Consider the following 23,636-nt stretch of genomic DNA (forward strand, 5'->3'; position numbering starts at 1 on the left):
CCTAAAAATAATTCGATGTTATCTTGCGCGATACAATAAATAGCTACCAATCATAAACATTAAAAAGATTGGCATAAGTACAAACCATGCAGGTGAAGGTGCATAAACCAAGCTTGCATAACCTAAAAAATCTTGTAGATAAAAGAAACCAAGTCCAGTGAATAATGCAATCACCAATCGAAAACCCATTGATTGTTGACGTAATGGTCCGAAAATAAATGAGCAAGCAATTAAAACCAGTGCAATTAAGGCAAAGGGTGAAGCCACTTTCTGCCAAAATGCTAGCTCATAGGTTTTTGGAACTTGGCTATATTCTTCTAGATATTGCATAAAACTCACCAACTGGCTTGGAGATAAATCTTCAGGATCTAAGGTCACCATATGCACATATTTAGGTTGTAATGCTAAACCTAATGTTTGCTCAGCATGATCTGTCTTAATTGCATTACCTTGAGCAAGTAAATCGACTTGATGTGAATCTTGTAAAGTCCATTGCCCATCTTTAACAAATTGACCTTTATCGGCAGTTATAAAGGATTGAAGGCGATAATTATCATCAAAATCAATAGATTGAATATCACGCAATTGCCCTTGCGAATTGGCGTAATCAATGTATGTAAATCGCTGCCCTTCTCTAGACCAATATCCTTTAACTTCACCCAAAGTAGCAGCAGTCCGTTGTTTCTTAATACTTTGTGCTTTCTCATTGGTATGTGGAATAACCCACTCACTCAGGGCAAAAGATAGAATAATTAACAGAAAAGCGGAGCGCATGACCCAACCAACAATACGCCAGAGACTAATGCCCACCGAGCGCATTACGATCAACTCACTATTTGAAGCGAGAGCTCCTAGACCCAAAACAGAACCTATCAGTGCTGCTACAGGTAAGATTTCATATAAATATCGTGGTGCACCCCACATAACATACAGAAATGCTTGCCACGCATTATAGTTTGCCTTAAGTGATCCTAATTCACCTAAATAAGTAAACAATACTTGTAGGAAAGATAAGACTAGCGTTGTTCCAAGCATGGCTAGAACAGTGGTTTTTGTCACATGTTTGGCGACTATTCGACGTGCTAACATCACAACCCCACTCGTTGAATACTTTTCTTGATTTTAGGTGCTAATTTTTGTTTACGTGAAAAGATTGCGGCAGCAATCGCATAAATCAGTAACACAGCAGGATAAGCCCAAATATCTAACTCGTCTTTACTAATACGAGTTTTGATTGCAATCATTAATACAATTAAACTAGCAAAGATAAAAATCGCAGGAATCAAGCGATAATAACGTCCTTGGCGAGGATTTACTTCAGACAATGCAACTGCGAGTAATAACGCTACAATAATCACAAAAGGACCAAAAATACGCCATCCCAATTCACTTCTTACCACCGAATCATCTCTTTTCTGCCAAAGCTTTGACATTGGTAGCGCATTCACTTCATCACTTTCAAACTTAACATCTTTGTCATTTTCTAGTCGTAAGCGATATGACTGAAATTCAGCTTGAGTATATCGAGGTTGATTTGGGAAAATTTCATAACGGCGACCTTGAACCAAGTCAACCACGTTGGCAGTGTCATTTGCCATTTCTACACGTGTGGCTTCTTTCGCCAAAATCATCACATCTGGCTTACCCTCTCGATCTGATTTTTGATAATAAAAAATATCTTTTAAATTTTTACGATCTTCTGAAAGTGAACCCGCATAAATTGTGTAAGGACCTGCGGAAATAAACTCTTTAGGTCGGACTAAATCAAAGCCTGCACGTACCGCTTGGGTCTGCATTAAGCTTTCATAGGCTCTTACACCTGAAGCTGAACCCCAAACCATGAGTAGCGACTGCACAATCAAGTAAACAAAAGTCATTGGCAATAATAATTTTGCCAACTGATTTCGACTTACGCCGCTGCCATTCAACACAGCCATCTCATGGTCAACATAGAGACGACCAAAAACCAGCATCAAGCCAATAAAAAAGCCCAATGGCAAAATTAAGGTCAGAAACTCTGGCAAACGATACGCGATGATACTCAGCAACACACCCGCATCTAAACGACCCTGTGCAGCTCGTCCAAAGATCTTGATTAACTGTCCACCCATAATAATTAACGTGAGTAAGGCAGTCACAACCAAAGAGGTGGAGACCACTTGCTTGACGAGATAACGCCGAATAATCAAAGTAATACTTCCAAAATAGACCAATCGAAGGGTAATGCTAGTTTACCCGAATGTTAAAAATATAAAACCTATCGCTTGTTGCGGATTGCAACCTCATATCTGAAAGTGTTTAATGGACTTATCTATCTTTTTTGCTTATTAGGTATAATACAAACAATGAAATTTACCCTTGATACCGCATTTTCAACGCCAGCGTCTAGTGAATCTTTGTGGATTTTGGTTGATTCAGAACAATTACAACAAAACTTACAAGCCTATCAAATCAATCACTTAGAAAATATTCTTACAGCCAGTCAATTCAAAGCGGGTTTTAATGAGAACTTGCCGCTTATTGCCAATATAAATGAGCATCTCCATGCTCAACTTCTTGGTCTAGGCAAAAGTAACGAACTCAAAGCAATAAAATTAGCAAAACTTGCACAAAGCATTATCAAATCATCACAAACCAAATTCAAACAAATTATGGTGGATATTTCTGCTCTGCCTTCAGAATTACACTATTTATTTGTTCAAAGCTTATCTCAAGCTGCTTATGGTTATGACGAATTCAAATCAAAGAAAAATGAATTCAAGCTCGAAACAATTCATTTAGGTGCACAACAAACTAGTTTAGATGAAGCTCAACTGAATCTTATCCATGCCGTACAATCGGGGCAAAACTATGCACGTGACTTAGGCAATCGTCCAGGAAATATTTGCTTTCCTGAATATCTTGCAGACCAAGCAATTGCACTTGCAGCTCAATATCCTGAGTTATTAAAAGTAACCATTTTGAATGAACAGCAAATGGCTGATCTAGGAATGAATGCCTTCCTTGCTGTAAGCAAAGGCTCTGATCGACCGGGTCGAATTATTACACTTGAATATAATGCAAAAATTGATCAAGCGCCTGTAGTCTTAGTCGGTAAAGGCGTAACTTTTGATACTGGTGGTATTTCATTAAAACCCGGCTTAGGCATGGATGAAATGAAGTTCGATATGTGTGGAGCAGCTTCAGTATTGGGTACGATACAAGCGCTTTGTGAAGCACAACTCCCAATTCATGTGGTTGGTGCAATTGCTGCGGCAGAAAATATGCCTTCCGGTCATGCTACGCGTCCTGGTGACATCGTGACGACCATGAGCGGTCAAACCGTAGAAATCTTAAATACCGATGCCGAAGGTCGCTTAGTACTATGTGATACTTTGACCTATATCAAACGCTACAATCCCGCGTTGGTGATTGATATTGCGACCCTTACAGGCGCATGTGTGGTTGCGCTAGGTAAGGTTGTAAGTGGGTTATTCACGCCTGATGATGAGCTTGCCAATGAATTACAACAAGCTGGTGAGCAATCCCTTGACCGTGTATGGCGCATGCCAGTGATGGAAGAATACCAAGAGTTACTTGACTCACCTTTTGCTGATATTGCCAATATTGGTGGTCCTTATGGTGGTGCCATTACCGCGGCATGCTTCCTTGAGCGATTTACGCGTGATTATCGTTGGGCACATTTAGATGTTGCAGGTACAGCATGGATTTCTGGTGCTGCCAAAGGTGCAACAGGTCGTCCAGTACCATTACTAATGCAGTTTTTAGCGAATCGCGTATAAACGAATTACTAAGAGATGGCACAAATCAGCTTTTATTTATTTGAAAATAGTACCGAACGACAAGTCGAAAGTGCTTGTCGTTTATGTCGTAAAATTCTGAATCAACATGCACATATCTGGTGGTATTGTATTGATTCAGAGTTGCAAACTGAACTAGATGAAAAGCTTTGGAGTTTTGATGCTCAAAGCTTTATTCCACATGGCATCGATCAACCCAATAGTCCTGTGTGTATTTCAGCAGAATTACCGCCATCGAATGATTGGGTGTTATTTAATTTTAACAATCATGCACTTGAACAAACTCAAAATTTTCGCCACATTATCGAAATTATTGAGAATAACGAACCAGCCAAACAAATTGGACGAGAAAAATTTAAAGCGTATCGTCGTTTAGGTATCGAACCTCGAACGTTTAAATTATAACTGCGTTGAAATAATATTATTTTGAGGAGTGTCGTGTGGCATTAAATGTAGGTCAAGACTTTAAAAAACGCTGGTTAAATACACCTGAGACAGTCCGTCAAACCTATCAGGAAGATTTAGCTCGTATTTGTGATCTACTGCTACCACAGACTCAGACTCAAACTTGGCTACATAATGAACAAACTGCTCAACAACGTTCTCAACAACGAATTGAACAAGCATATGCCGATCTAAAAGCTGAACTCATCGAACAAGCCCGTATTCGTAAACAGCAGGCTTTGGAAAAAGCTTTAGCAGAGAAACGTGCTGCTGATGCCGCTTATGCCGCTGAATTACTAGCCGATGAAGCTCATCAATTTGAACAGCAAACTGAAAATTTAGTTGCCTTACGCAGTCATATCGAACAAGAAATTGCCGAACAAACTGAGCGTTACCAAGTAAACCCTGAACAACCAAGTATTGACTACGCTCAAGGTCAACGCATGGTGATTGAGGATCAGCAAATACTCTCTGAGCTTGAAAGTGTTCGCGTTCGATTAGAGTTAGAAGCAGAAAATTTAATTGATCAAGCTGTCACAGTGTTCCGCGCCAAGCTTCATGCATTAGCTCAAGATGAGATTGACTATATTTTGAAAAATAGTCAATTCTCAGATGAGAAATAATAAAAAAGCCCAGTTAAAACTGGGTTTTTTTATGCTTCGTTTTTATTTTAAAAAGCCATTCTCAGCCAAAAATGCCATACTGATATTGGATTCAGTTTTCTGCTCAGCAGCTTTATCGCCTAGTAATAATCGCTCAATATAACGTGCTAAAACATCGACTTCTAAATTCACTTTACTTCCTACCTGCCACGTTCCAATATTGGTACGTTCAGCTGTATGAGGAATTAGATTCAGACTTAAAATATTACCACGCAGATGATTAATCGTTAGGCTAATCCCATCAACAGTCACTGAACCCTTTTCTGCCAAATATTTCGCTAATTCCACAGGTGCGGTAACTTCAAAATACAATGAGCGAGCATCATGACGAACTAGTGTAATTTCACCCAAACCATCAACATGACCGCTGACAATATGTCCACCAAAACGTGTAGTTGGTAGCATTGCCTTTTCAACATTCACCGCTTGACCAACTTTCCATTGACCGAGCGTAGTACGGTTTAAGCTTTCACGCGATACATCTGCTGCATACCAGTTTTCGCCCCACTCAATAACAGTGAGGCAGATGCCATTGGTCGCAATCGAATCACCCAAATGTACATCAGACATATCCAAATCAGTTTGAATACGTAGACGAACATCACCGCCTACACTTTGTAGGCTCTCAACCTTACCTAAACTTTCAATAATGCCTGTAAACATGGGAGTTTCAACCTATCTTTATTGCAATACGTACCATCTTGAATGGGATACCTTAAAGCAAAGACCTAGATATAACAAGGCACTGAGAGCTGAAATCTCCTCAAATAAAAAAGGCAGCCTTTTGGCTGCCTTTCAATGCTTCAGTTCAGTTTACTGTATTTCAGAAACTTTCTGATTCGTCTGTTGATTCTGTTCAACTTTATGATTAACCAAGAAATGACTAAAGAATAATTTATAGCCTAATACACCCAAACAAGCCCCCACAATCGGGGCAATAATTGGAACGATAAAGTATGGAATATCACGACCACCAGTAAAAGCAACAGCTCCCCACCCACTGAAATAAGCCACGATTTTAGGACCAAAATCACGAGCTGGATTCATGGCGAATCCTGTTAATAGACCAAAAGAAGCACCAATCACCGCGACCAACAAACCCACTAGAATTGGGGCTAAAGCGCCACGTGGCAAACCATTGCTGTCATCACCAATCGCCATGATCAACCACAGCAACAACATCGTAATGAACATTTCCACCATGAAGGCTTGTCCAATCGACAACAAATGATGAGGGTAGGTAGAAAAGATACCTGCCAATTCTAAGCTTTCGACACTACCGCGAAGCATATGATGCGTCTGCTCATAATCCACAAATAAATTACTATACAGACTATAAACCAACAGCGCGCCTACAGCTGCGCCAGCCACTTGTGAAATAATATAAAAAGGAACTTTACGCTTATCAAAACCTGCAAATAACGCCAATGCAATTGTGACAGCGGGGTTGAGATGTGCGCCAGAAATACCAGCTGATAAATATACGGCTAAAGCGACAGCTAAGCCCCAAACAATACTGATTTCCCACAAACCCAAGCTTGCTCCAGCAAGTTTAAGTGCAGCAACCACACCGATACCAAAAGATAAAAAAATTGCAGTAGCAAAAAACTCAGCTACACATTGTCCCATCAAAGTGGGTTCCGAGCGACTCATCACAACCTCTCTTGGTCAATACTGCATGTAGATATGACCTAAAATAAGCTCGGCAAAATATATTCATTTTCGAAAATGATCAACATTTTTAAGGTAATTTTTAACCAAATAGTAAAATAATGATCAAATGGAATTTTTTAAAAAGTATCGAATAAATTAAATAAGTTATTGTTTATAAAAATTAAATTAACTTTAAAATAAATAAATGAGGTAAAGTTGGTGTACTCGCATTGTGACAAAAACACGTTCAATATTCTTTATAATTCATATAAAAACAAATGTTTATTCTCATTAGCATAAAAATTAGACAAAAGATCTAGACACTAATTGGTCAAGCAAAATAGTGTCTATTTGAATCTACCAAAGTGCAAGCTGAGTGCTATTGCCTGTGGTATCCACACCACCTAGTTCAGCAAAATGATACAGCTGTCCAAGCAACTGCCGTAACGGCGGACCAGATTTAGCATAAGTATCAGTAATCACAATAAATTCTAATACGCGTGCGCGTTCAGATTGACGCTGTTTGCTCACTCGATAACGTGGGACATCTTGCGTAAGGAGCGTAACTTTGCCGCGTTTTAAATTTGCTGTGAGTAAATCTTTAGGCTCAATATTTCCATCAGTCGAATAACTGGTCAAAATATAACGTGCATTGATGGTTTCCAATAATTTTTCATACGCATCTTTAGCATGTTTTGACGAATTATATGGACTAGGACGTTCCTTACGCCATGCGCGATCAATTCCGCTCTTGAAACCTTTGGTATCAGGTGAAGGTAAATCGACTTGATCCCATAACGTTAAGGCATTTAAGACGTGGTAATTGCTGCTATACGCATGCTGATTATAAGGTGGATCAAGATAAGCCACATCAACTTCAAATCCACTCATTTGATTAGCCAAATGTTGTGAATCTACACACCACACTTCAGCGGCAGGACGCTTTACATCGCCAATCTCACAGAAGCGACTCGGTGTCAGCCAAAGTAATGACTCAATCCGTTCTAGAGCAGTTTGAGTACGTCCGCCCCAGCCTTGATGGAAGCTTTTAAAGACACCACTGGTATTACTGACAAAGCTTGCGGAATACAGTAGCGGAGCCAAAAGAGCACTCATTTCTACATCATTAATTGCACCCTGTGCCTGCCAAGTTGCAATCTGCTGACGAATCGCATCAATACGCATCCCATTACGGCGTTTGAAGAACAAACGATCACGTGCTGGATCATAAATATCATCATTCCGTGGGCATAAATTATGTGTCACCCAACCTTTGACTTCTGGCAAACGGTTTAAATAATCAATGGCTTTTTGATAGCCACCCAACTCTTTGAATGCGGGTGCATCGACACAGGCTAAAATGGCATGATTCAATGCATGACTATAGGGTTCCCAGTCATTGGCGATGACACGGTAACCATTCTGACGAGCCAATCGAGAAACTACACCACTCCCTGCAAAAAAATCTGCAAAAATTGGCGGATTTTTCTTTTTACTATTCAGCGTGCCTGTAATTTCAAGTGCTTCCAAAATCAAGTGCAAAAGTCGACGCTTGTTCCCAAGATAGGGAACTAACTGATGAAAAAGGTATTCGTCAGTTGTACGTGCGGCGTGACGACGTTTGTGATAAACCGATGCTTCTGGATTCATATCATCTCTTGGATAGGGAGCAATCTTAGGCGAATGTCTTGCCCAAGTTGGGTTACATCGACCAATTCAAAACGACGCTGCTCTGCCATTTGACTAAATTCAGCGTTGAACATAGCGCGAGCAGATTGTCCGAGTATAGTTGGAGCAATATAACTAATCATTTCATCAACCAAACCTTGCTGTAAAAAGGCGGTCGATAACGTTGCACCAGCCTCAACCAATACATCATAAATTTGATATTGTTGAGATAAGGTCTGCAATAATTGATTCAAAGGTTGCGGCGCTAATTGTATCACGCCTAAATCGTCAAGTTCTTGACGAAATGGGGTCATTACCATCACAGTTTCAGGATTATGTAAAATCTTGGCAGTTAATGGTAGTTGCGCCTGACGATCTAAAATAATTCGCTTGGGTTGAACAATATTTGCAAGTTCGACACCTTCTAAGACACGAACATTCAGCTCACAATCATCGGCTAAAACCGTTTGGATCCCTGTAATCACGGCACCTGAAATGGCACGCCAATGTTGTACATCCTGGCGTGCGATAGCTCCAGTAATCCATTTCGATTCACCTGAGGCCATTGCAGTACGGCCATCTAAGCTTGAAGCAACTTTTAAACGCACATAAGGCAAACCTGTAGACATCACTTTTAAAAAACCAAAATTTAGCTTTCTCGCAGTTTCTGTACAAATTCCAGTTTCAACTTCAATGCCCGCAGCTTGCAAAATTTGGACACCTTTACCTGCCACTAAGGGATTTGGATCAGAACATGCAATGATCACTTTTTTCACTTGTGCTTTTACGAGGGCTTCTGCACAAGGTGGTGTACGACCATAATGAGCACAAGGCTCCAAAGTCACATAAGCGGTTGCATCCTTTGCATTTTCGCCTGCTTGACGTAATGCAAAAACCTCAGCATGCGGCTGACCTGCTTTGGGATGATAGCCCTGACCAATCAATTTGCCTTCTTTGACAATCACACAACCGACATTCGGATTTGGTTTAGTCGAGTATTGCCCAAGGCGAGCTAACTCAATCGCACGTTGCATCCAATACTGATGTGAAAATAATTGATCTTGGGTAGGCTCAGACATGACTTCTCTAATTTAAGCTTCGTTTTCACGTTGTTGCATTTGTTCAATTTGACGGCGAAATGCCTCTACATCTTGGAAATCTTGATAAACAGAAGCGAAACGGACATAAGCAACATGATCAAGAGCAAACAAAGCTTGCATGACAATTTCACCTATTGTTCTTGATTTCACATCACGCTCACCTAAACGACGAATCTGAGATTGTATATCACTGAGTACGGTTTCTATCTGCTCTTGGGTAACAGGACGTTTTTGCAAAGCATGCATTAATGATCGACGTAACTTTGCCTCATCAAAAGGTTCGCTCTTCCCATCAGATTTTATCACCCGTGGCATCACCATCTCATAACTTTCAAAAGTGGTAAATCGTTCACCACAAACGACGCATTCTCGACGACGGCGAATTTGGCTACCCTCGGCAGCCAAACGGGAATCTATAACTTTACTATCAGCAGCGTTACAAAATGGACAATGCATAGTTGTGTAATTATTTACTCACTTTGCTTAAGTGTAGCAAAGTTTCGCTGATTGCTAAACTAGCATCCTAGAAGCATAAAAAAGCAGCCTTAATAGGCTGTTTTTTTTTCTATAAACTAAGTCAGTTATTCGATACGTTCGCCATGTTGGCTAAGGTCAAGACCCATACGCTCATCATCAGCACTTACACGGATACCAATCACAAGATCAATCACTTTAAGGATAATGAAAGTCACAATCGCACTGTATGCAATCGTAGCTAATACACCTTCAACTTGAACCCATAATTGACCAGCAAATGTTGGAGCAAGCACTACGCCTGCAGCTTCGATGATTTCATCACTATAGAAAACACCTGTGAGCACAGCACCAACAATACCACCGACAGCGTGTAGACCAAAGGCATCTAATGCATCATCAGCTTTAAGTAAACGTTTAAGTGCGGTAATACCCCAGAAGCAAACAACACCGCCAATGAGACCCATCACAAGAGCGCCACCCACACCAACGAAACCAGCTGCCGGAGTAATTACAACCAAACCTGCAACAGCGCCAGAAGCTCCACCAAGAACAGATGCTTTACCACGAATAATACGTTCAGCGATCAACCAAGAGAATGCTGCAGCGGCAGCAGCAACTTGAGTCACTAAAATTGCCATACTTGCACGTGCGCCTGCACCTAGAGCACTACCACCATTGAAACCAAACCAACCTACCCAGATTAAGCTCGCACCAATGACAGTTAATGTAAGGTTATGTGGAGCCATTGATTCACGGCCCAAGCCAGTACGTTTACCAAGCATATATGCAGCAACTAAGCCTGCAACACCAGCGTTGATATGAACAACGGTACCACCAGCAAAATCTAATGCACCCGCTTTAAATAACCAACCATCTGCTGCCCATACCCAGTGAGTAATTGGCGCATAAACCAAGATCACCCAAACTGCGATAAATACCATGAATGCAGAATATTTCATACGATCTGCAATCGAACCACTGATAATCGCTACAGTGATAATCGCAAAAGTCATTTGGAAAATAACAAATAAGCTTTCAGGAATAGTGCCGCTTAGTGCATCAAAAGCAACGCCATTTAACATCGCTTTGCTTAAATCACCAACATAAGCGCCTGTACCAGAGAATGCTAATGAGTAGCCAACAATCACCCAAATCAAGCTAACCAAAATTGCTGCAGAAAGGCTAAACATCATGGTGCTAAGTACGTTTTTCTTACGAACCATACCACCATAAAACAGCGCTAAACCAGGAATAGTCATCAACAGAACTAGCGCTGTTGAAACAAGAATCCAAGCTGTATCGCCTGTATCTGCTGTTGCTTCAGCTGCTGGAGCTACTTCAGCTTCCACAGGTGCTGCCTCAGCTACGACTAACGTCGTTGAATCAGTTGCAGTATCAGATGCTGCTACAGTTTGTTCAGCAACGACTGGTGTTGAAGCAGCTTCTTCTGCCCAAACCACTGCTGAACCACCTAAGAGTGCGCCAGTCAGACTGAGCGCCATAAGCATTTTTTTCATTCGTGTCCCCCAACCTTATTTTGTGAGCTATGTCTCTAATTTCTAACTCAGCAAACTTTGTGCCAATTTAGACAGCATCTGGCCCTGTTTCACCAGTACGAATACGGATGACTTGTTCTAAATTCGTGACAAAGATTTTCCCGTCACCAATTTTGCCTGTGCTTGCGACACGAGTAATCGATTCAATGACTGCATCAACCATTTCATCACTAATTGCAATTTCAATCTTAACTTTTGGCAAGAAATCAACTACATACTCTGCACCACGATACAATTCAGTATGACCTTTTTGACGACCAAAACCTTTAACTTCGGTTACGGTAATCCCTTGAACACCAATATCAGATAATGCTTCACGCACATCATCTAATTTGAATGGTTTTACAATTGCAGTTACAAGCTTCATGTTTGTTTTCCTTCGGCTTATTTTCACCAGTAAGGTTTTATGTTCAATTTTCATGCCAATATTTAAAGGTTGGGGATTTTTAAATATCGAACAAGAGCTTTCTTTATAACCTATTTAGGCTTGAAGATGTAGATATTCAAACGAAAATAAGTTGCATTTGCCTACGCTTAGCTAAATTCGTGTTTTCACAATAGAGTACATTTCAACATTGCTAGAGGATTGCTTTAAGCAATGATACACTGAGCAGCAAATACACATAAACTATTGAGCTTTTTATGATTGAAACTCTTTTACAAGCCATTTTGCAACAAGTTGATCAGCCGAAAAAAGATTTAGAAAAAAATTTACGTGCGCTACTCAATGAAAGTATCGAAAAATTAGATCTGGTGTCCAAGCAAGAATTAGATCGACAAAGATTAGCTCTAAACACTGCAAATCAACGTCTCACTGAATTACAGCAACAAATGAAAATACTTGAAGAAATGGTGCAGAACAAAAAATAAGCACCAACTCGGTGCACTTCGCACATCAAAATGATTAAAAATAAAGCACCATAATGGAACAATAATAAAATGTCGTTTGCAAAAGTTTATACAAGGGGTTTATTGGGGCTGCATGCCCCTCAAATCGAAGTGGAAGTCCATATCAGTTCTGGTTTACCTTCACTCACCATAGTCGGTCTAGCTGAAGCAGCTGTTCGCGAAAGTAAAGATCGTGTTCGATCGGCAATTATAAATAGTGGTTTTCAGTTTCCAACCAAACGCTTAACCATCAATTTAGCCCCAGCCGACCTACCAAAAGATGGTTCTCGTTTAGATTTACCGATTGCTTTGGGAATTTTAATCGCCTCTGGACAATTGCCAGAGAATTGCACGGAAGGATTTGAGTTTATTGGTGAACTTGCACTAGATGGGCACTTACGCTCTGTGTCTGGTGCCCTCACGATTGCGATGGCTTGTCAGCAAGCTAAACACCGTTTGTTATTGCCTAATGTAAATTTAGAAGAAGCTAATCAACTTCCAAATTTTGAAGTATATGGTGCGATGCATCTACAAGATGTTTGCGCACACTTTTCGGGCAATTCACATTTAGAAGCCGCACCACAAAGATCAATTTGCGCATCATCGAAATATCAATTTGATTTAGCAGATGTCAAAGGGCAGCTTCGTCCACGTCGTGCTTTAGAAATCGCTGCGGCTGGTGGACATTCCTTACTATTTAAAGGCCCACCAGGAACAGGCAAAACCCTACTTGCCTCTCGTTTACCATCAATTTTACCGCCACTCAATGCTCAGGAAAATCTAGAAGTTGCCAGCATTTATTCCGTCGCAAATGCACAACATACCTTTGGACAGCGTCCGTTTAGATCACCCCATCACACAGCATCTGCAATTGCACTGGTTGGGGGTGGTTCGCAACCCAAACCAGGTGAAATAACTCTGGCACATTTAGGTGTTTTATTTTTAGATGAACTACCTGAATTTGATCGAAAAGTTTTAGAAGTTCTCCGCCAGCCGCTTGAATCTAAAGAAATCATTATTTCACGTGCGGCTAGACAAATGACATTCCCTGCAAACTTTCAATTTATCGCAGCGATGAATCCTTGCCCTTGCGGATATGCATTTAATCAAGACAGTCGTTGCCAATGTTCACCAGACAGCATTCAACGTTATCAAAATCGAATTTCAGGACCCTTACTAGATCGTATTGATTTACATATTGATGTTCCACCTTTACAAGCGCAAGAATTACAAGATCGGACACCTGCGGAAAACTCAACTACGGTAAGACAACGTGTTATCAACGCATATGAGCGTCAAATTCAAAGACAACAATGTTTAAATCAGGCACTATCGCCAAAATTATTAGAGCAATATGCACTTTTAGATGACAGCTCAACCAAGATTATTGAACTCGCGCAACAGCGCCTAAATCTATCAGCTCGTGCCTATCATCGGGTACTGCGAGTATCTAGAACGATTGCTGATTTAGCTGAAAGTGAATTTATCAGTAGTAGCCATTTAACCGAAGCCTTATCTTATCGAGGACAGCATTCTTAATTAAAAGCGACCATTTAGGTCGCTTTTAATTATGGTCAAAATCAGAAGGCATAACCTAAAGCTAAAACAACTTTATTCTTCTGTTTAGCTTCATCACGTGTATAACCGCCAAAAATATAATCTAGGCTCCACGTTGCTCCCGTTTCACCTAAAGGATGCGATAAACCTAAAGTAGCATGACGAAATGCAAAATCAGTTTTGGTGATATCACCTGCTTTTGCTTGATAAGTTAAATACTCATCATCATCGCCATAATAATAAGCTGCGACTTGTGCTTTACCTGTAAATCCACCTGCTAATTTTGGTGCATAAGTTGCCAAGAAATAGGTATCACCTTTATTACCGAAGGTCACATTATTTAATAAAGTCTGCGCAGTAATACTAAAATCTTTATAACTTAATCCTAAAATAGTTTCATAGCCTGTCGATTCCCAACCTGGATAATAGTAATAAACTGTTCCACCGACTTGATAACCAAGATCTTCAGTGATTTTCCCTTTATAACCTGCATAAAAGTCGTTTTCAAATGACTTCTTATCTTCTTTCTCATATGTTGGTGAAGTATTAAAATCTGCATATGCAGCCGTCAATGTTGAAAACCAATAACCCAAATAGAAACCACTATCGTGTGTGTAATCAAGACCACCCTGTACAGCAGGTGTGTCACTTTCTGGTGAATTTGTCATACCGCGTAAGTTATAACTCGATACAACATTCACATTGCCAGTAATTGTTCCTGGAAATGGTAATTTATTATCTTCTGCCATTGTTAAAGATGTTGCTGAAACCATAACCCCTAAAGCAACCGCTTGACATGCAAATTTCATCATATTGATCTCCCCCATTATTTAGATATTCAATTGATTTAACTTTAAATTGCGTCATTAGGTATTTAGCAAATGCTGTGCCATAATTAAGCGATCAATATAAATTATTTTATTTAATAAAAACAAATATTTATATTAATAAGTTTGATTGTATTTTTTATTTATCATTTTAAAAATAACCACCTCTGATTATCTAACCAAAGTAGCGCAAAAGCGTTCATTCTGGAGCATTATAAAATTTAATATTGCAATTCAATAAATTATGAAATGAGAAGAAAAAACACATAAAAAAAGCCAGCGAAGTCGCTGGCTTTTTGATTAATCGAAAATGCTTAAAATGTTTTTGTTAGCGTAAATACTGCACCTGTTTCTACACCACGTTTCAATGGTTGAACATTAGCATCAATATTAGTACCAATAGCCGCTAATTCAGCAGTTAAACCTGATACTGATTTAACACTATAGGTTACGCCAACTTTCCAGTCTACATAATTATCATCGAGACCATCAGTAGCATCACTATTAAAATCAGTATCATCTACTTTGGTATAACCAACACTTGCTACGCCACCAAAACCTGTGTCAGCAAATGGGATATTATAAGTCGCGTTCAAGTACCAGCCGTTTTCATCAGTACCACCCCAATCATTGGTATAGTTAACAGCAGCTAAAAGACTATCACCTGATGTCACTAAATCTTTAAAGCCTAATTTGGCATAGAGTTCAAGCCAATTTGAATCAGATGAACTTGGATAACCGTAATACCATAAACCTACATCTAGAGTTGGCTTGCCAGCGAATGGCAATGCTGTTGCATAACCAATATATGGATCAAGCTCTAAATGCGCCTTTGGATTTATATCACCAAACTCAACATTAGAACCCCACACACCTGCATATAAACCAGATGAATGAGTTAAAGCAAAACCACCTTGGATTGCTGCATCGTTTTCAGTTTGTGTCATACCACGGAAACGATAATCTGAAGTGAGCGCAGCACTACCAGAAAAGCTTAGGCCATACTGAGATAAAGGAGTTGTTTCTTCGGCCATAGCAAAAGTCGAAGTCACAGCAAAAATACTCAACGCGATCGCTTTACATGCAAATTTCATCATATTGATCTCCCCCATGATGGATATTCGACTGATTTATGTTTTAAGTTGCATCGTTTTGTAATAAGCAAATGCCGTGCCAACTATGAGAAAACCTTAGCCAATATAGACTATGTTCAATAAGAGTGCTCTTAACGCCATATAGATGTGCTCTTAACAGAGGAAATTTAGCAATACAATTATTTTTACGAGTCAATAAGATGCACTATGGTATTTATGGATATTTTTTGCACAAAAATAAGGCATCAATACTTTATAAAATATAATCAATTCTTTGAATAACAAATAAATAAGCTAATCATGCTGCATATGCTCTTTAAAAGTGCAAAAATGAAACTTAATTTTTGCTTAATAGATGGTTCGTTTTCCGTACCCCAATTAGTGTCATTCGTCGGGATGTAATTTTTTGCAAATCAGATGTTCATCTTTCAACCAAAGAAAAAATAAATACTTAAAATTAAAGAGAAAAAACAAGAACAAATCACGTATTTTTATGAAATTTAACTAAAAAATAATCAATATATATTGCATTGTAAATATAACAATATATCAAATAAAATCATAGTTTTAATTAAAATAAGATTCAATTTTAAACGATAAATAAATCATAAAATGTTAGCAAAAAATTGTGTAAAAATGATTAAAATAATTTAATAAAAATCTATCTTTTTTATGTATAACTTATACAATTGGTCAAAATTTCGATTCTGACCGAAATTGATTTTATTTATTATGAGGCTACCTATGCCAAAGGCAAAGAAACTAACATTAGCGGTTTTGATTAATGCCGCATTGATCTCCTCAACATATGCAAGCGAACAAAGCGAAGCAAAAGGATTTGTTGAAGATGCCAGTGGAACAGTTTTATTCCGTACTGGTTATTTAAGTCGTGACAAGAAAAATGGTGTCGAAGACACTAGCTCATATGCACAAACGGCGATGGTAAAATTAGATTCTGGTTTTACTCAAGGTGTTGTTGGCTTTGGTGCTGGTATCATTGGTGATGCCTCTTTTAAACTTGGTTCAAACAATAATGCTGGTAACGGCATGATTCCAAAACACCCAGATGGCTCAGCATATGACCATTGGGCACGTGGTGGCGGTTTTGTTAAGGCACGTGTATCGAATACAACTGTAACTTACGGTACGCAAATCTTAGATTTACCAGTACTTGCAAGTAACACGGCACGTCTAGTACCAGAATATTTTGAAGGTTTTTTAGCGAATAGCCGCGAAATTGAAGGTTTAGAAGTTACTGTCGGTAAATTCACCAAAAACCAGTACTCTGACCAAATTAATTCTGACGGTAATCAATTAGACCGTGCAGTAGTTTGGGGTGCGAAATACAAAGTAAATGATCAATTAAATACAGCATACTACGGTACAGATATTAAAGATCGTTTAGAGCGCCACTATGTAAATGCGAACTACAAGCAAGCATTAGCGAATAAAAGCTCTTTGACTTACGATTTCAGTGGTTATCACACTGATTGGGATCGTCAGGCTAATAACAGCTTGTACTCGTACATTGGTTCAGCAGATGATAAATACCAAAACTCAATTTGGGCGATTTCAACCACATATAATACTGGCCCACATAACGTAATGGTTGCTTACCAACAGAACAGCGGTAATGCAGGTTATGACTATGGTTTAGGTAAAGGTGTTGGTGATGGTCATCAAACGATTTACATGCCAAACTCATATCTTTCTGACTTCATTGGTAATGGTGAAAAATCAGCTCAACTACAATACAGTCTAGACTTCGGCAGCTTTGGTGTTCCTGGCTTAAGTTGGACCACTGCATTTGTATATGGTTGGGATATTGATACCAATGCTGCAGTTAAATCTGGCAATACTGTTGTAGCTCGTGTACGTACAGCAGACAATGCAACTGAACGTGAATTCTTTAACCAAGTAAAATATACAGTTCAATCTGGTTTTGCTAAAGATGCAAGCTTACGTTTACGTCACTCTTACTACCGTGCTAGCGATGAATACCAATCAGGTTATATCGGTGATACGAATGAATGGCGTATCTGGCTTGATATTCCTGTGAAATTCTTCTAATTCACGGATCAAGTCATAAAAAAACCTCCATTCAATCGAATGGAGGTTTTTTTTATTAGCCTCGATTTATACATCATATAAACGCTGGCTAAATTCTGACTAAATTACTTTTTAGCAGCTTCAATTGCTTTCAATACTTCTTCTTTCGCAACAGCAGCATTTTCCCAACCACTGATTTTTACCCATTTACCAGGCTCTAAATCTTTATAGTGTGCAAAGAAATGCTCAACTTGGCTGATAAGCAAAGGTGGAAGATCTGTATATTCTTGAACATCTTTATACAATGGTGATAATTTTTCATGTGGAACAGCGATGAGTTTCGCATCGATACCACCATCATCTTCCATATTCAACTTACCTACTGGACGGCAGCGAATCACTGAACCAGCAGCAACAGGGTGTGGCGTTACAACAAGTACATCTAATGGATCACCATCTTCAGATAATGTGTTTGGCACATAACCATAGTTAGCTGGGTAAAACATTGCAGTACCCATGAAACGATCTACAAATAATGCATCAGAATCTTTATCGATTTCATATTTGATTGGTGCAGCGTTTGCAGGAATTTCAATGATCACATAAATGTCATTTGGTGCGTCTTTACCCGCAGGAATATTGCTATAGCTCATATCAACACTCGTAAATTGTGAAGTCAAATTTAAGTCCGAACGATTATAACGTGAATACGATGAAAATGATGCTAGATATGCTGAGGCTCAATGATTTTTATACTGAGAGACAAGCTAAACCATCTTAATCGTGATCACCAATAAGAAAATTGGACAAAGTAAGGCAAAAAACCAAATAATTGAACGCAAAGTTGCCAAATTAGCTAAATAGCAAATGCCATAAATCACTCGAAATACAATATAAGCCCAACCTAACGTAAGGATAAATCGCTCTGGAACAACCATATATTCCGCCATCAAAAGTGCAGCGATAAATAAAGGTAAGCTTTCAAAACTATTTTGTTGTACAGCATTTGCACGTGCTGCCAAGCCTGTCGTTTTAGCTAAAAACTCGCGTGGATTTTGATTATCTTTTGCTTGAAAACCACCTTTAGATTTTGCAATCAAAGTAAATACGTAAGGCAACAAACATGCGACGATAATAATCAATATAATGCCGCTAATACCTTGCATGTTGATATCCATCATTTGAAGTTATTCTGATCATGCTATCATATCTTATAATTTTTTGAAGTTTCATTAGTGCTTGTTCAACAAGCGTTTATTTTACACCCTATCTTTGTGTAGAAGTTGTGTTTTCCAAACAGCATTAGGCCTAGCTATGTCTCAACAAGATCAAAAAGAAATGTTTGATGTACTTGCTCAACAGCAGCAACATCAGCTTCTTGTCAATCGTGTACTTAAAGTTGTATTGCCAATCATGGCTTTTCTACTGAGTGTCATTTGTGCCAATTTAAATTGGCAATCGACCTTAGGTACTTTCGTTATTTTAACGATTGCCTTTTATGCTGTTGGGATTAAACGTTTAACACTTTGGCATTGGTTAACCGTTATTGTTGTTTATGCTGTTGCAGATAACTATTTTAGTTTTAATGGCATCGATCCAACACGTTTAAGATTTCAACTTGCAACCATGGTGGTATTTGTAGGAATTGTGGGGATCGGTCGACCGTATATTGATCGTTGGCTGATGAAATCCAATAAATCTAAATAAATAAAAATAAAAAGCGCCGCAATTGCGGCGCTTTTTATTACCTCCTTTTTCAGGAGGCTAAGAGGGATTCTTAAGCAGGTTTACGTAAATCTTTACGTAAGATTTTACCTACGTTTGATTTTGGTAAGTCATCCATAAACTCTACATAACGTGGGCATTTATAACCTGTTAAGTTTTGTTTTGCATACGCTAAGATTTCTTCAGTTGTTAAAGACTGATCTTTTTTCACGATGAATAGTTTTGGCACTTCACCTGATTTTTCATCAGGAACACCAATCGCAGCCACTTCCAATACTTTTGGATGTTTCGCAACCACTTCTTCGATTTCGCTTGGATAAACGTTAAAGCCAGATACCAAGATCATATCTTTCTTACGGTCTACAATTTTGAAGTAACCGCGTGTGTCCATCACACCTACGTCACCCGTACGGAAGAAACCATCTTTAGTCATCACTTTTTCAGTTTCATCAGCACGATTCCAGTAGCCTTTCATTACTTGAGGACCACGGATTGAGATTTCACCCTGTTCGCCTTGAGCAACTTCATTGCCATCATCATCAAGCAATACAACTTCAGTTAATGGCAATGGGATACCAATTGTGCCGCTGAACTCAGTTGTTGCTGGGGGATTTGCTGTTGCAACAGGTGAAGTCTCAGATAAACCATAACCTTCGATAATGATTGTACCCGTTACTTTTTTCCAAGCAGCTGCAGTCGAAGGCAATACTGCCATACCACCACCCATTGCCATCTTAAGATTGCTATGGTCAAGTTGCTTAAACTCTTCATTGTTCACTAACGCATTAAATAATGTATTTACTGCTGGGAAGAATGATGGTTTATATTTACGCAACTCGCCAACAACTGCTGGTAGATCACGAGGGTTAGGAATCAAGATATTGGCTTGACCTTTATACATACCGTAAAGCGCACACACCATGAATGCAAAGATATGATAAAGCGGTAATGCGCAGACAATACGATCATCTTTAGCGCCATCACCCGTACCGAACTTACTTGAGAAGATACCATCACACTGCAATAAGTTTGATACTAGGTTACGATGCGTTAATTCAGCACCTTTAGAAACACCTGTTGTACCACCTGTATATTGAAGCACAGCAGTATCACTTAAAGTTAAGCTTGGACGCTTATAGTTACTTGGATTTGCGCTGTTTAATGCAGTATTAAACTTAACATGTCCAGGGATATTCCACGATGGAATCTGCTTACGTACTTTGCGTAGTACAAAGTTTACGATCGTACCTTTTAAAGTACCGAGCATATCACCCACAGTTGCAACAATAACGTGCTTCACTGGTGTTTTACCAATGATGCTTTGATAAACGGTTGCAAAGTTTTCGATGATCACTAGAGCTTCAGAACCAGAGTCATTCAATTGATGCTCAAGTTCACGTGCTGTATAGAGTGGATTTACGTTTACAAGTACTAAACCTGCACGAAACACCCCTAAAGCAACCACTGGGTATTGGAATACGTTCGGCATCATCACCGCTACACGTGTTCCTTTCGCCAAACCTAAGCTTTGTAAGTATGTAGCAAACTTACGACTAGCGACTTCTAATTCATTATACGTTAAAACTTTATCCATGAAGATAAAGGCATCACGTGAACCAAATTTTTGGAAATTGCGTTCAAAAATATCAACAAGTGAGGTGTTTTCAGCAGGCAGTGCAACTGTTTCTGGAATTCCTGTCTTTTGGTATTCAGCAAACCAAATCTTTTCCATAATGCCATTATCTCCGAGTGGTAATCCTTAAAAATGTAACAACGTTACTTCCATGACAACACATTTTTTTTAAATATTTGAATTGTCTTGTCAATGTATGCAAACAATATGCATACATTCACATATATAACGTATTTATCTTACAGAATACTAGCTCTATCTCTGAATGAGGAGTCTATTTGCTTTTTGATATCCCCGTGGTAAAAGTTGCCCCTTTGTTGCTCTTTTTCCTATATATTTTTGGAGATCATCCCCTTTCAGTTTTAGATGCTGTTGTCCTGCAGCGACTTGGATTATTTCATCTAAATTCAAGGTTGTCATGGATATAATTTGCTCTTTTTCATCAAGTTGTATCAACTTGTTACCTTTACCTTTATTTAATACAGGTAACTCATTTAAATCCACAACCAGTAATCGACCCACAGAGCTCAAGATCGCTACATGTGTTGCTTGTCGAATCGGGATTAATGGCATTGCTGTCGCTTTATCACCAACTGTTAGAAATGCTTTCCCTGCCTTAGCATTGGTATCGAGTTGCGTTGCCTGTGTTTTAAACCCATAGCCTTTTGAACTGACTGCAAGAAGCTCAGTTGTATCATCTTCAATAAATACTTGAATAAAGGATACGCCGCTGGCTGGTGCAAGTTTCGAGCTTAAAGGCTCACCCAATCCTCGCGCAGAAGGTAAACTGCTAATCGGCAAGGCATAACTTCGACCTGTTTCATCCAAGAAATAGACACGCTGATTGGTCTTTCCAACGGCATGACTTAGGTACTGATCGCCTGCCCGATAATTTAAATTCGCAGCATCGACATCACCACCTTTGGCAGCTCTCACCCAACCTGCTTCTGATAAAACAACCGTTACCGTTTCTGCTGGCATTAAGTCTTGTTCTTTGATTTGCACAGCTTCCGCACGAGCAACAATCGGTGAACGACGATCATCACCAAACTTTTTCGCGTCTTCTTTTAATTCACCAATAATTAAGTTTTTCAATGATTCAGGATTTGCCAATTGTTCACGAATAATCGCAGCTTTTGCTTCTAATTCCTCTTGCTCACGGCGAATTTCCATTTCTTCAAGCTTAGCCAAATGACGAAGCTTGAGCTCTAAAATTGCTTCAGCCTGAATATCATCAATCCCAAAATGCTGCATCAACACAGGTTTTGGTTGATCTTCCTCGCGAATAATTCGAATCACGGTGTCTATATCTAAGTAGGCAATCAAGAGACCTGCCAAAATATGTAAGCGCTTTTCGATCTTAGTTAAATGGTATTGCAAACGACGCGTCACGGTTTGCTTACGAATCTCAATCCATTCCAACAAAATACGGCGAATCGATTTGACTTGTGGGCGACCATCTGCCCCGATCATATTCAGATTGACGCGATAACTCGATTCTAAATCAGTCGTCGCAAATAAATGACTCATCACCGTTTCTGCATCCACACGATTAGAACGCAGTACGATAACTAAGCGTGTTGGATTTTTATGATCGGATTCATCACGAATATCTGCCACCAAAGGTAGCTTTTTCGCAATCATTTGATCTGCAATTTGAGTGACGACTTTTGATCCTGAAACTTGATAAGGCAGTTCAGTAATCACAATTTCATTTTTTTCTACCGTGTACACTGCGCGTGCGCGATAACTTCCACGTCCAGTCGTTTGAATTTTTAATAATTCTTCGGGTGGCGTAATAATTTCAGCTTTGGTCGGTAAATCAGGGGCTGGAATATACTCTGCTAATTTTTCATCTGTAGTTTCAGGATTTCGAATTAAAGCAATCGTTCCTTTAATCACTTCACGTAAGTTATGCGGTGGGATATCCGTTGCCATACCAACGGCAATACCCGTTGTACCGTTGAGCAAAATATTTGGAATACGTGCAGGTAAAGTAATCGGCTCTTTCATCGAACCATCAAAGTTATCTTGCCATTCACTGGTTCCTTGCCCAAGTTCGCTCAGTAATAATTCGCTATAAGCAGACAATTTGGCTTCGGTATAACGCATTGCAGCAAATGATTTCGGATCATCTGGTGAACCCCAGTTACCTTGACCTTCAATCAATGGATAACGATAACTGAATGGCTGTGCCATTAACACCATGGCTTCATAACAGGCTGAGTCACCATGTGGATGGTATTTACCCAATACATCACCTACAGTACGTGCTGACTTCTTGGGCTTGCCTGTCGATTTCAAGCCCAACTCGCTCATCGCATAGACGATACGGCGCTGTACAGGTTTTAGACCATCGCTGATATGCGGCAATGCACGATCCATAATCACGTACATGGCATAATTTAAATAAGCTTGTTCTGTGAATTCAGCTACGGATCGGTTTTCTGTTGCTTGATGTGCAAGGCTGGTCATTTCAGCGAGTCATCCAAAATCATTGTTA

Annotated in this window: 22 protein-coding genes; 7 read left to right on the plus strand and 15 right to left on the minus strand. The window is 39.4% G+C overall.

Translation table 11 applies throughout. From position 1 onward, the window contains the following. Positions 1 to 18: 18 nt before the first annotated feature. Positions 19 to 1,089, minus strand: coding sequence for an LPS export ABC transporter permease LptG (gene lptG, locus NGC85_RS15615; RefSeq protein WP_254732266.1), 1,071 nt, complete (start codon positions 1,087 to 1,089; stop codon positions 19 to 21). Further along, positions 1,089 to 2,189 (minus strand): LPS export ABC transporter permease LptF, encoded by a 1,101-nt coding sequence (gene lptF / locus NGC85_RS15620; protein ID WP_254732267.1) that lies wholly within the window; start codon positions 2,187 to 2,189, stop codon positions 1,089 to 1,091. Before lptF ends, lptG begins: the two co-directional genes overlap by 1 nt. Positions 2,190 to 2,345: 156 nt before the next feature. On the opposite strand from lptF, the gene NGC85_RS15625 reads away from it, so the two are divergent. Genes NGC85_RS15625 through NGC85_RS15635 form a run of 3 tightly spaced genes read left to right on the plus strand, consistent with a single transcriptional unit; the run spans position 2,346 to position 4,867 of the window. Then, positions 2,346 to 3,782, plus strand: coding sequence for a leucyl aminopeptidase (locus tag NGC85_RS15625; RefSeq protein WP_254732268.1), 1,437 nt, complete (start codon positions 2,346 to 2,348; stop codon positions 3,780 to 3,782). Between the two features lie 15 nt (positions 3,783 to 3,797). Continuing rightward, on the plus strand, positions 3,798 to 4,205 hold the full coding sequence (locus NGC85_RS15630) for a DNA polymerase III subunit chi (RefSeq protein WP_005050819.1): 408 nt from the start codon (positions 3,798 to 3,800) through the stop codon (positions 4,203 to 4,205). A 35-nt stretch (positions 4,206 to 4,240) separates the two neighbouring features. Continuing rightward, positions 4,241 to 4,867, plus strand: a complete 627-nt coding sequence (locus tag NGC85_RS15635; RefSeq protein WP_254732269.1) for a hypothetical protein — start codon at positions 4,241 to 4,243, stop codon at positions 4,865 to 4,867. A gap of 42 nt (positions 4,868 to 4,909) precedes the next feature. On the opposite strand, the gene NGC85_RS15640 is transcribed toward NGC85_RS15635, so the two are convergent. From NGC85_RS15640 to glnK, 7 genes are all read right to left on the minus strand, one after another. Beyond that, positions 4,910 to 5,569 (minus strand): riboflavin synthase, encoded by a 660-nt coding sequence (locus tag NGC85_RS15640; RefSeq protein ID WP_004656373.1) that lies wholly within the window; start codon positions 5,567 to 5,569, stop codon positions 4,910 to 4,912. A gap of 150 nt (positions 5,570 to 5,719) precedes the next feature. Beyond that, entirely contained in the window at positions 5,720 to 6,559 is an 840-nt protein-coding gene (locus tag NGC85_RS15645) for an MIP/aquaporin family protein (RefSeq protein WP_254732270.1), read from the minus strand. 357 nt (positions 6,560 to 6,916) lie between these two features. Further along, the gene (locus NGC85_RS15650; RefSeq protein ID WP_254732271.1) at positions 6,917 to 8,209 is read right to left on the minus strand and encodes a DNA adenine methylase; all 1,293 of its coding nucleotides are present in this window, start codon (positions 8,207 to 8,209) and stop codon (positions 6,917 to 6,919) included. After that, positions 8,206 to 9,306, minus strand: coding sequence for a bifunctional diaminohydroxyphosphoribosylaminopyrimidine deaminase/5-amino-6-(5-phosphoribosylamino)uracil reductase RibD (gene ribD, locus NGC85_RS15655; protein WP_254732272.1), 1,101 nt, complete (start codon positions 9,304 to 9,306; stop codon positions 8,206 to 8,208). Before ribD ends, NGC85_RS15650 begins: the two co-directional genes overlap by 4 nt. A 12-nt stretch (positions 9,307 to 9,318) precedes the next feature. Then, the gene (nrdR, locus tag NGC85_RS15660) at positions 9,319 to 9,783 is read right to left on the minus strand and encodes a transcriptional regulator NrdR (protein ID WP_005050809.1); all 465 of its coding nucleotides are present in this window, start codon (positions 9,781 to 9,783) and stop codon (positions 9,319 to 9,321) included. A 125-nt stretch (positions 9,784 to 9,908) separates the two neighbouring features. Next, positions 9,909 to 11,321 (minus strand): ammonium transporter, encoded by a 1,413-nt coding sequence (locus tag NGC85_RS15665; protein ID WP_005060905.1) that lies wholly within the window; start codon positions 11,319 to 11,321, stop codon positions 9,909 to 9,911. Positions 11,322 to 11,388: 67 nt separating this feature from the next. After that, positions 11,389 to 11,727: a P-II family nitrogen regulator gene (gene glnK, locus NGC85_RS15670; protein WP_000780326.1), complete on the minus strand. Its 339-nt coding sequence runs from the start codon at positions 11,725 to 11,727 to the stop codon at positions 11,389 to 11,391. 275 nt (positions 11,728 to 12,002) lie between these two features. Between glnK and NGC85_RS15675 the strand changes: the two genes are divergently transcribed. Both NGC85_RS15675 and NGC85_RS15680 read left to right on the plus strand, forming a co-directional pair. Continuing rightward, complete coding sequence (locus NGC85_RS15675; RefSeq protein WP_005050807.1) at positions 12,003 to 12,230, plus strand: accessory factor UbiK family protein; 228 nt, start codon at positions 12,003 to 12,005, stop codon at positions 12,228 to 12,230. Positions 12,231 to 12,299: 69 nt separating this feature from the next. Continuing rightward, positions 12,300 to 13,787, plus strand: coding sequence for a YifB family Mg chelatase-like AAA ATPase (locus NGC85_RS15680; RefSeq protein ID WP_254732273.1), 1,488 nt, complete (start codon positions 12,300 to 12,302; stop codon positions 13,785 to 13,787). A gap of 41 nt (positions 13,788 to 13,828) precedes the next feature. On the opposite strand, the gene NGC85_RS15685 is transcribed toward NGC85_RS15680, so the two are convergent. Beyond that, positions 13,829 to 14,617, minus strand: a complete 789-nt coding sequence (locus tag NGC85_RS15685) for a TorF family putative porin (protein ID WP_254732274.1) — start codon at positions 14,615 to 14,617, stop codon at positions 13,829 to 13,831. A gap of 329 nt (positions 14,618 to 14,946) precedes the next feature. Further along, positions 14,947 to 15,729 carry a TorF family putative porin gene (locus NGC85_RS15690; RefSeq protein WP_254732275.1) on the minus strand — a complete coding sequence of 261 codons (783 nt, stop codon included), beginning with the start codon at positions 15,727 to 15,729 and terminating at the stop codon, positions 14,947 to 14,949. Between the two features lie 741 nt (positions 15,730 to 16,470). On the opposite strand from NGC85_RS15690, the gene NGC85_RS15695 reads away from it, so the two are divergent. After that, on the plus strand, positions 16,471 to 17,796 hold the full coding sequence (locus tag NGC85_RS15695) for an OprD family outer membrane porin (RefSeq protein ID WP_254732276.1): 1,326 nt from the start codon (positions 16,471 to 16,473) through the stop codon (positions 17,794 to 17,796). Positions 17,797 to 17,900: 104 nt separating this feature from the next. Here the strand turns inward: NGC85_RS15695 and ppa are convergent, their stop codons facing one another. Then, the gene (ppa, locus tag NGC85_RS15700) at positions 17,901 to 18,428 is read right to left on the minus strand and encodes an inorganic diphosphatase (protein WP_005060879.1); all 528 of its coding nucleotides are present in this window, start codon (positions 18,426 to 18,428) and stop codon (positions 17,901 to 17,903) included. Between the two features lie 114 nt (positions 18,429 to 18,542). Further along, positions 18,543 to 18,941, minus strand: coding sequence for an MAPEG family protein (locus NGC85_RS15705; RefSeq protein ID WP_005050796.1), 399 nt, complete (start codon positions 18,939 to 18,941; stop codon positions 18,543 to 18,545). 148 nt (positions 18,942 to 19,089) lie between these two features. Between NGC85_RS15705 and NGC85_RS15710 the strand changes: the two genes are divergently transcribed. Further along, the gene (locus tag NGC85_RS15710) at positions 19,090 to 19,482 is read left to right on the plus strand and encodes a hypothetical protein (RefSeq protein ID WP_254732277.1); all 393 of its coding nucleotides are present in this window, start codon (positions 19,090 to 19,092) and stop codon (positions 19,480 to 19,482) included. A 70-nt stretch (positions 19,483 to 19,552) separates the two neighbouring features. On the opposite strand, the gene NGC85_RS15715 is transcribed toward NGC85_RS15710, so the two are convergent. Both NGC85_RS15715 and parC read right to left on the minus strand, forming a co-directional pair. After that, positions 19,553 to 21,232 (minus strand): long-chain-fatty-acid--CoA ligase, encoded by a 1,680-nt coding sequence (locus NGC85_RS15715; RefSeq protein ID WP_005060873.1) that lies wholly within the window; start codon positions 21,230 to 21,232, stop codon positions 19,553 to 19,555. 156 nt (positions 21,233 to 21,388) lie between these two features. Continuing rightward, entirely contained in the window at positions 21,389 to 23,608 is a 2,220-nt protein-coding gene (gene parC / locus NGC85_RS15720; RefSeq protein WP_254732278.1) for a DNA topoisomerase IV subunit A, read from the minus strand. Between the last annotated feature and the right edge of the window lie 28 nt (positions 23,609 to 23,636).

This window comes from Acinetobacter sp. Z1, assembly GCF_024296945.1.
In the GTDB taxonomy this organism is placed as follows: domain Bacteria; phylum Pseudomonadota; class Gammaproteobacteria; order Pseudomonadales; family Moraxellaceae; genus Acinetobacter; species Acinetobacter beijerinckii.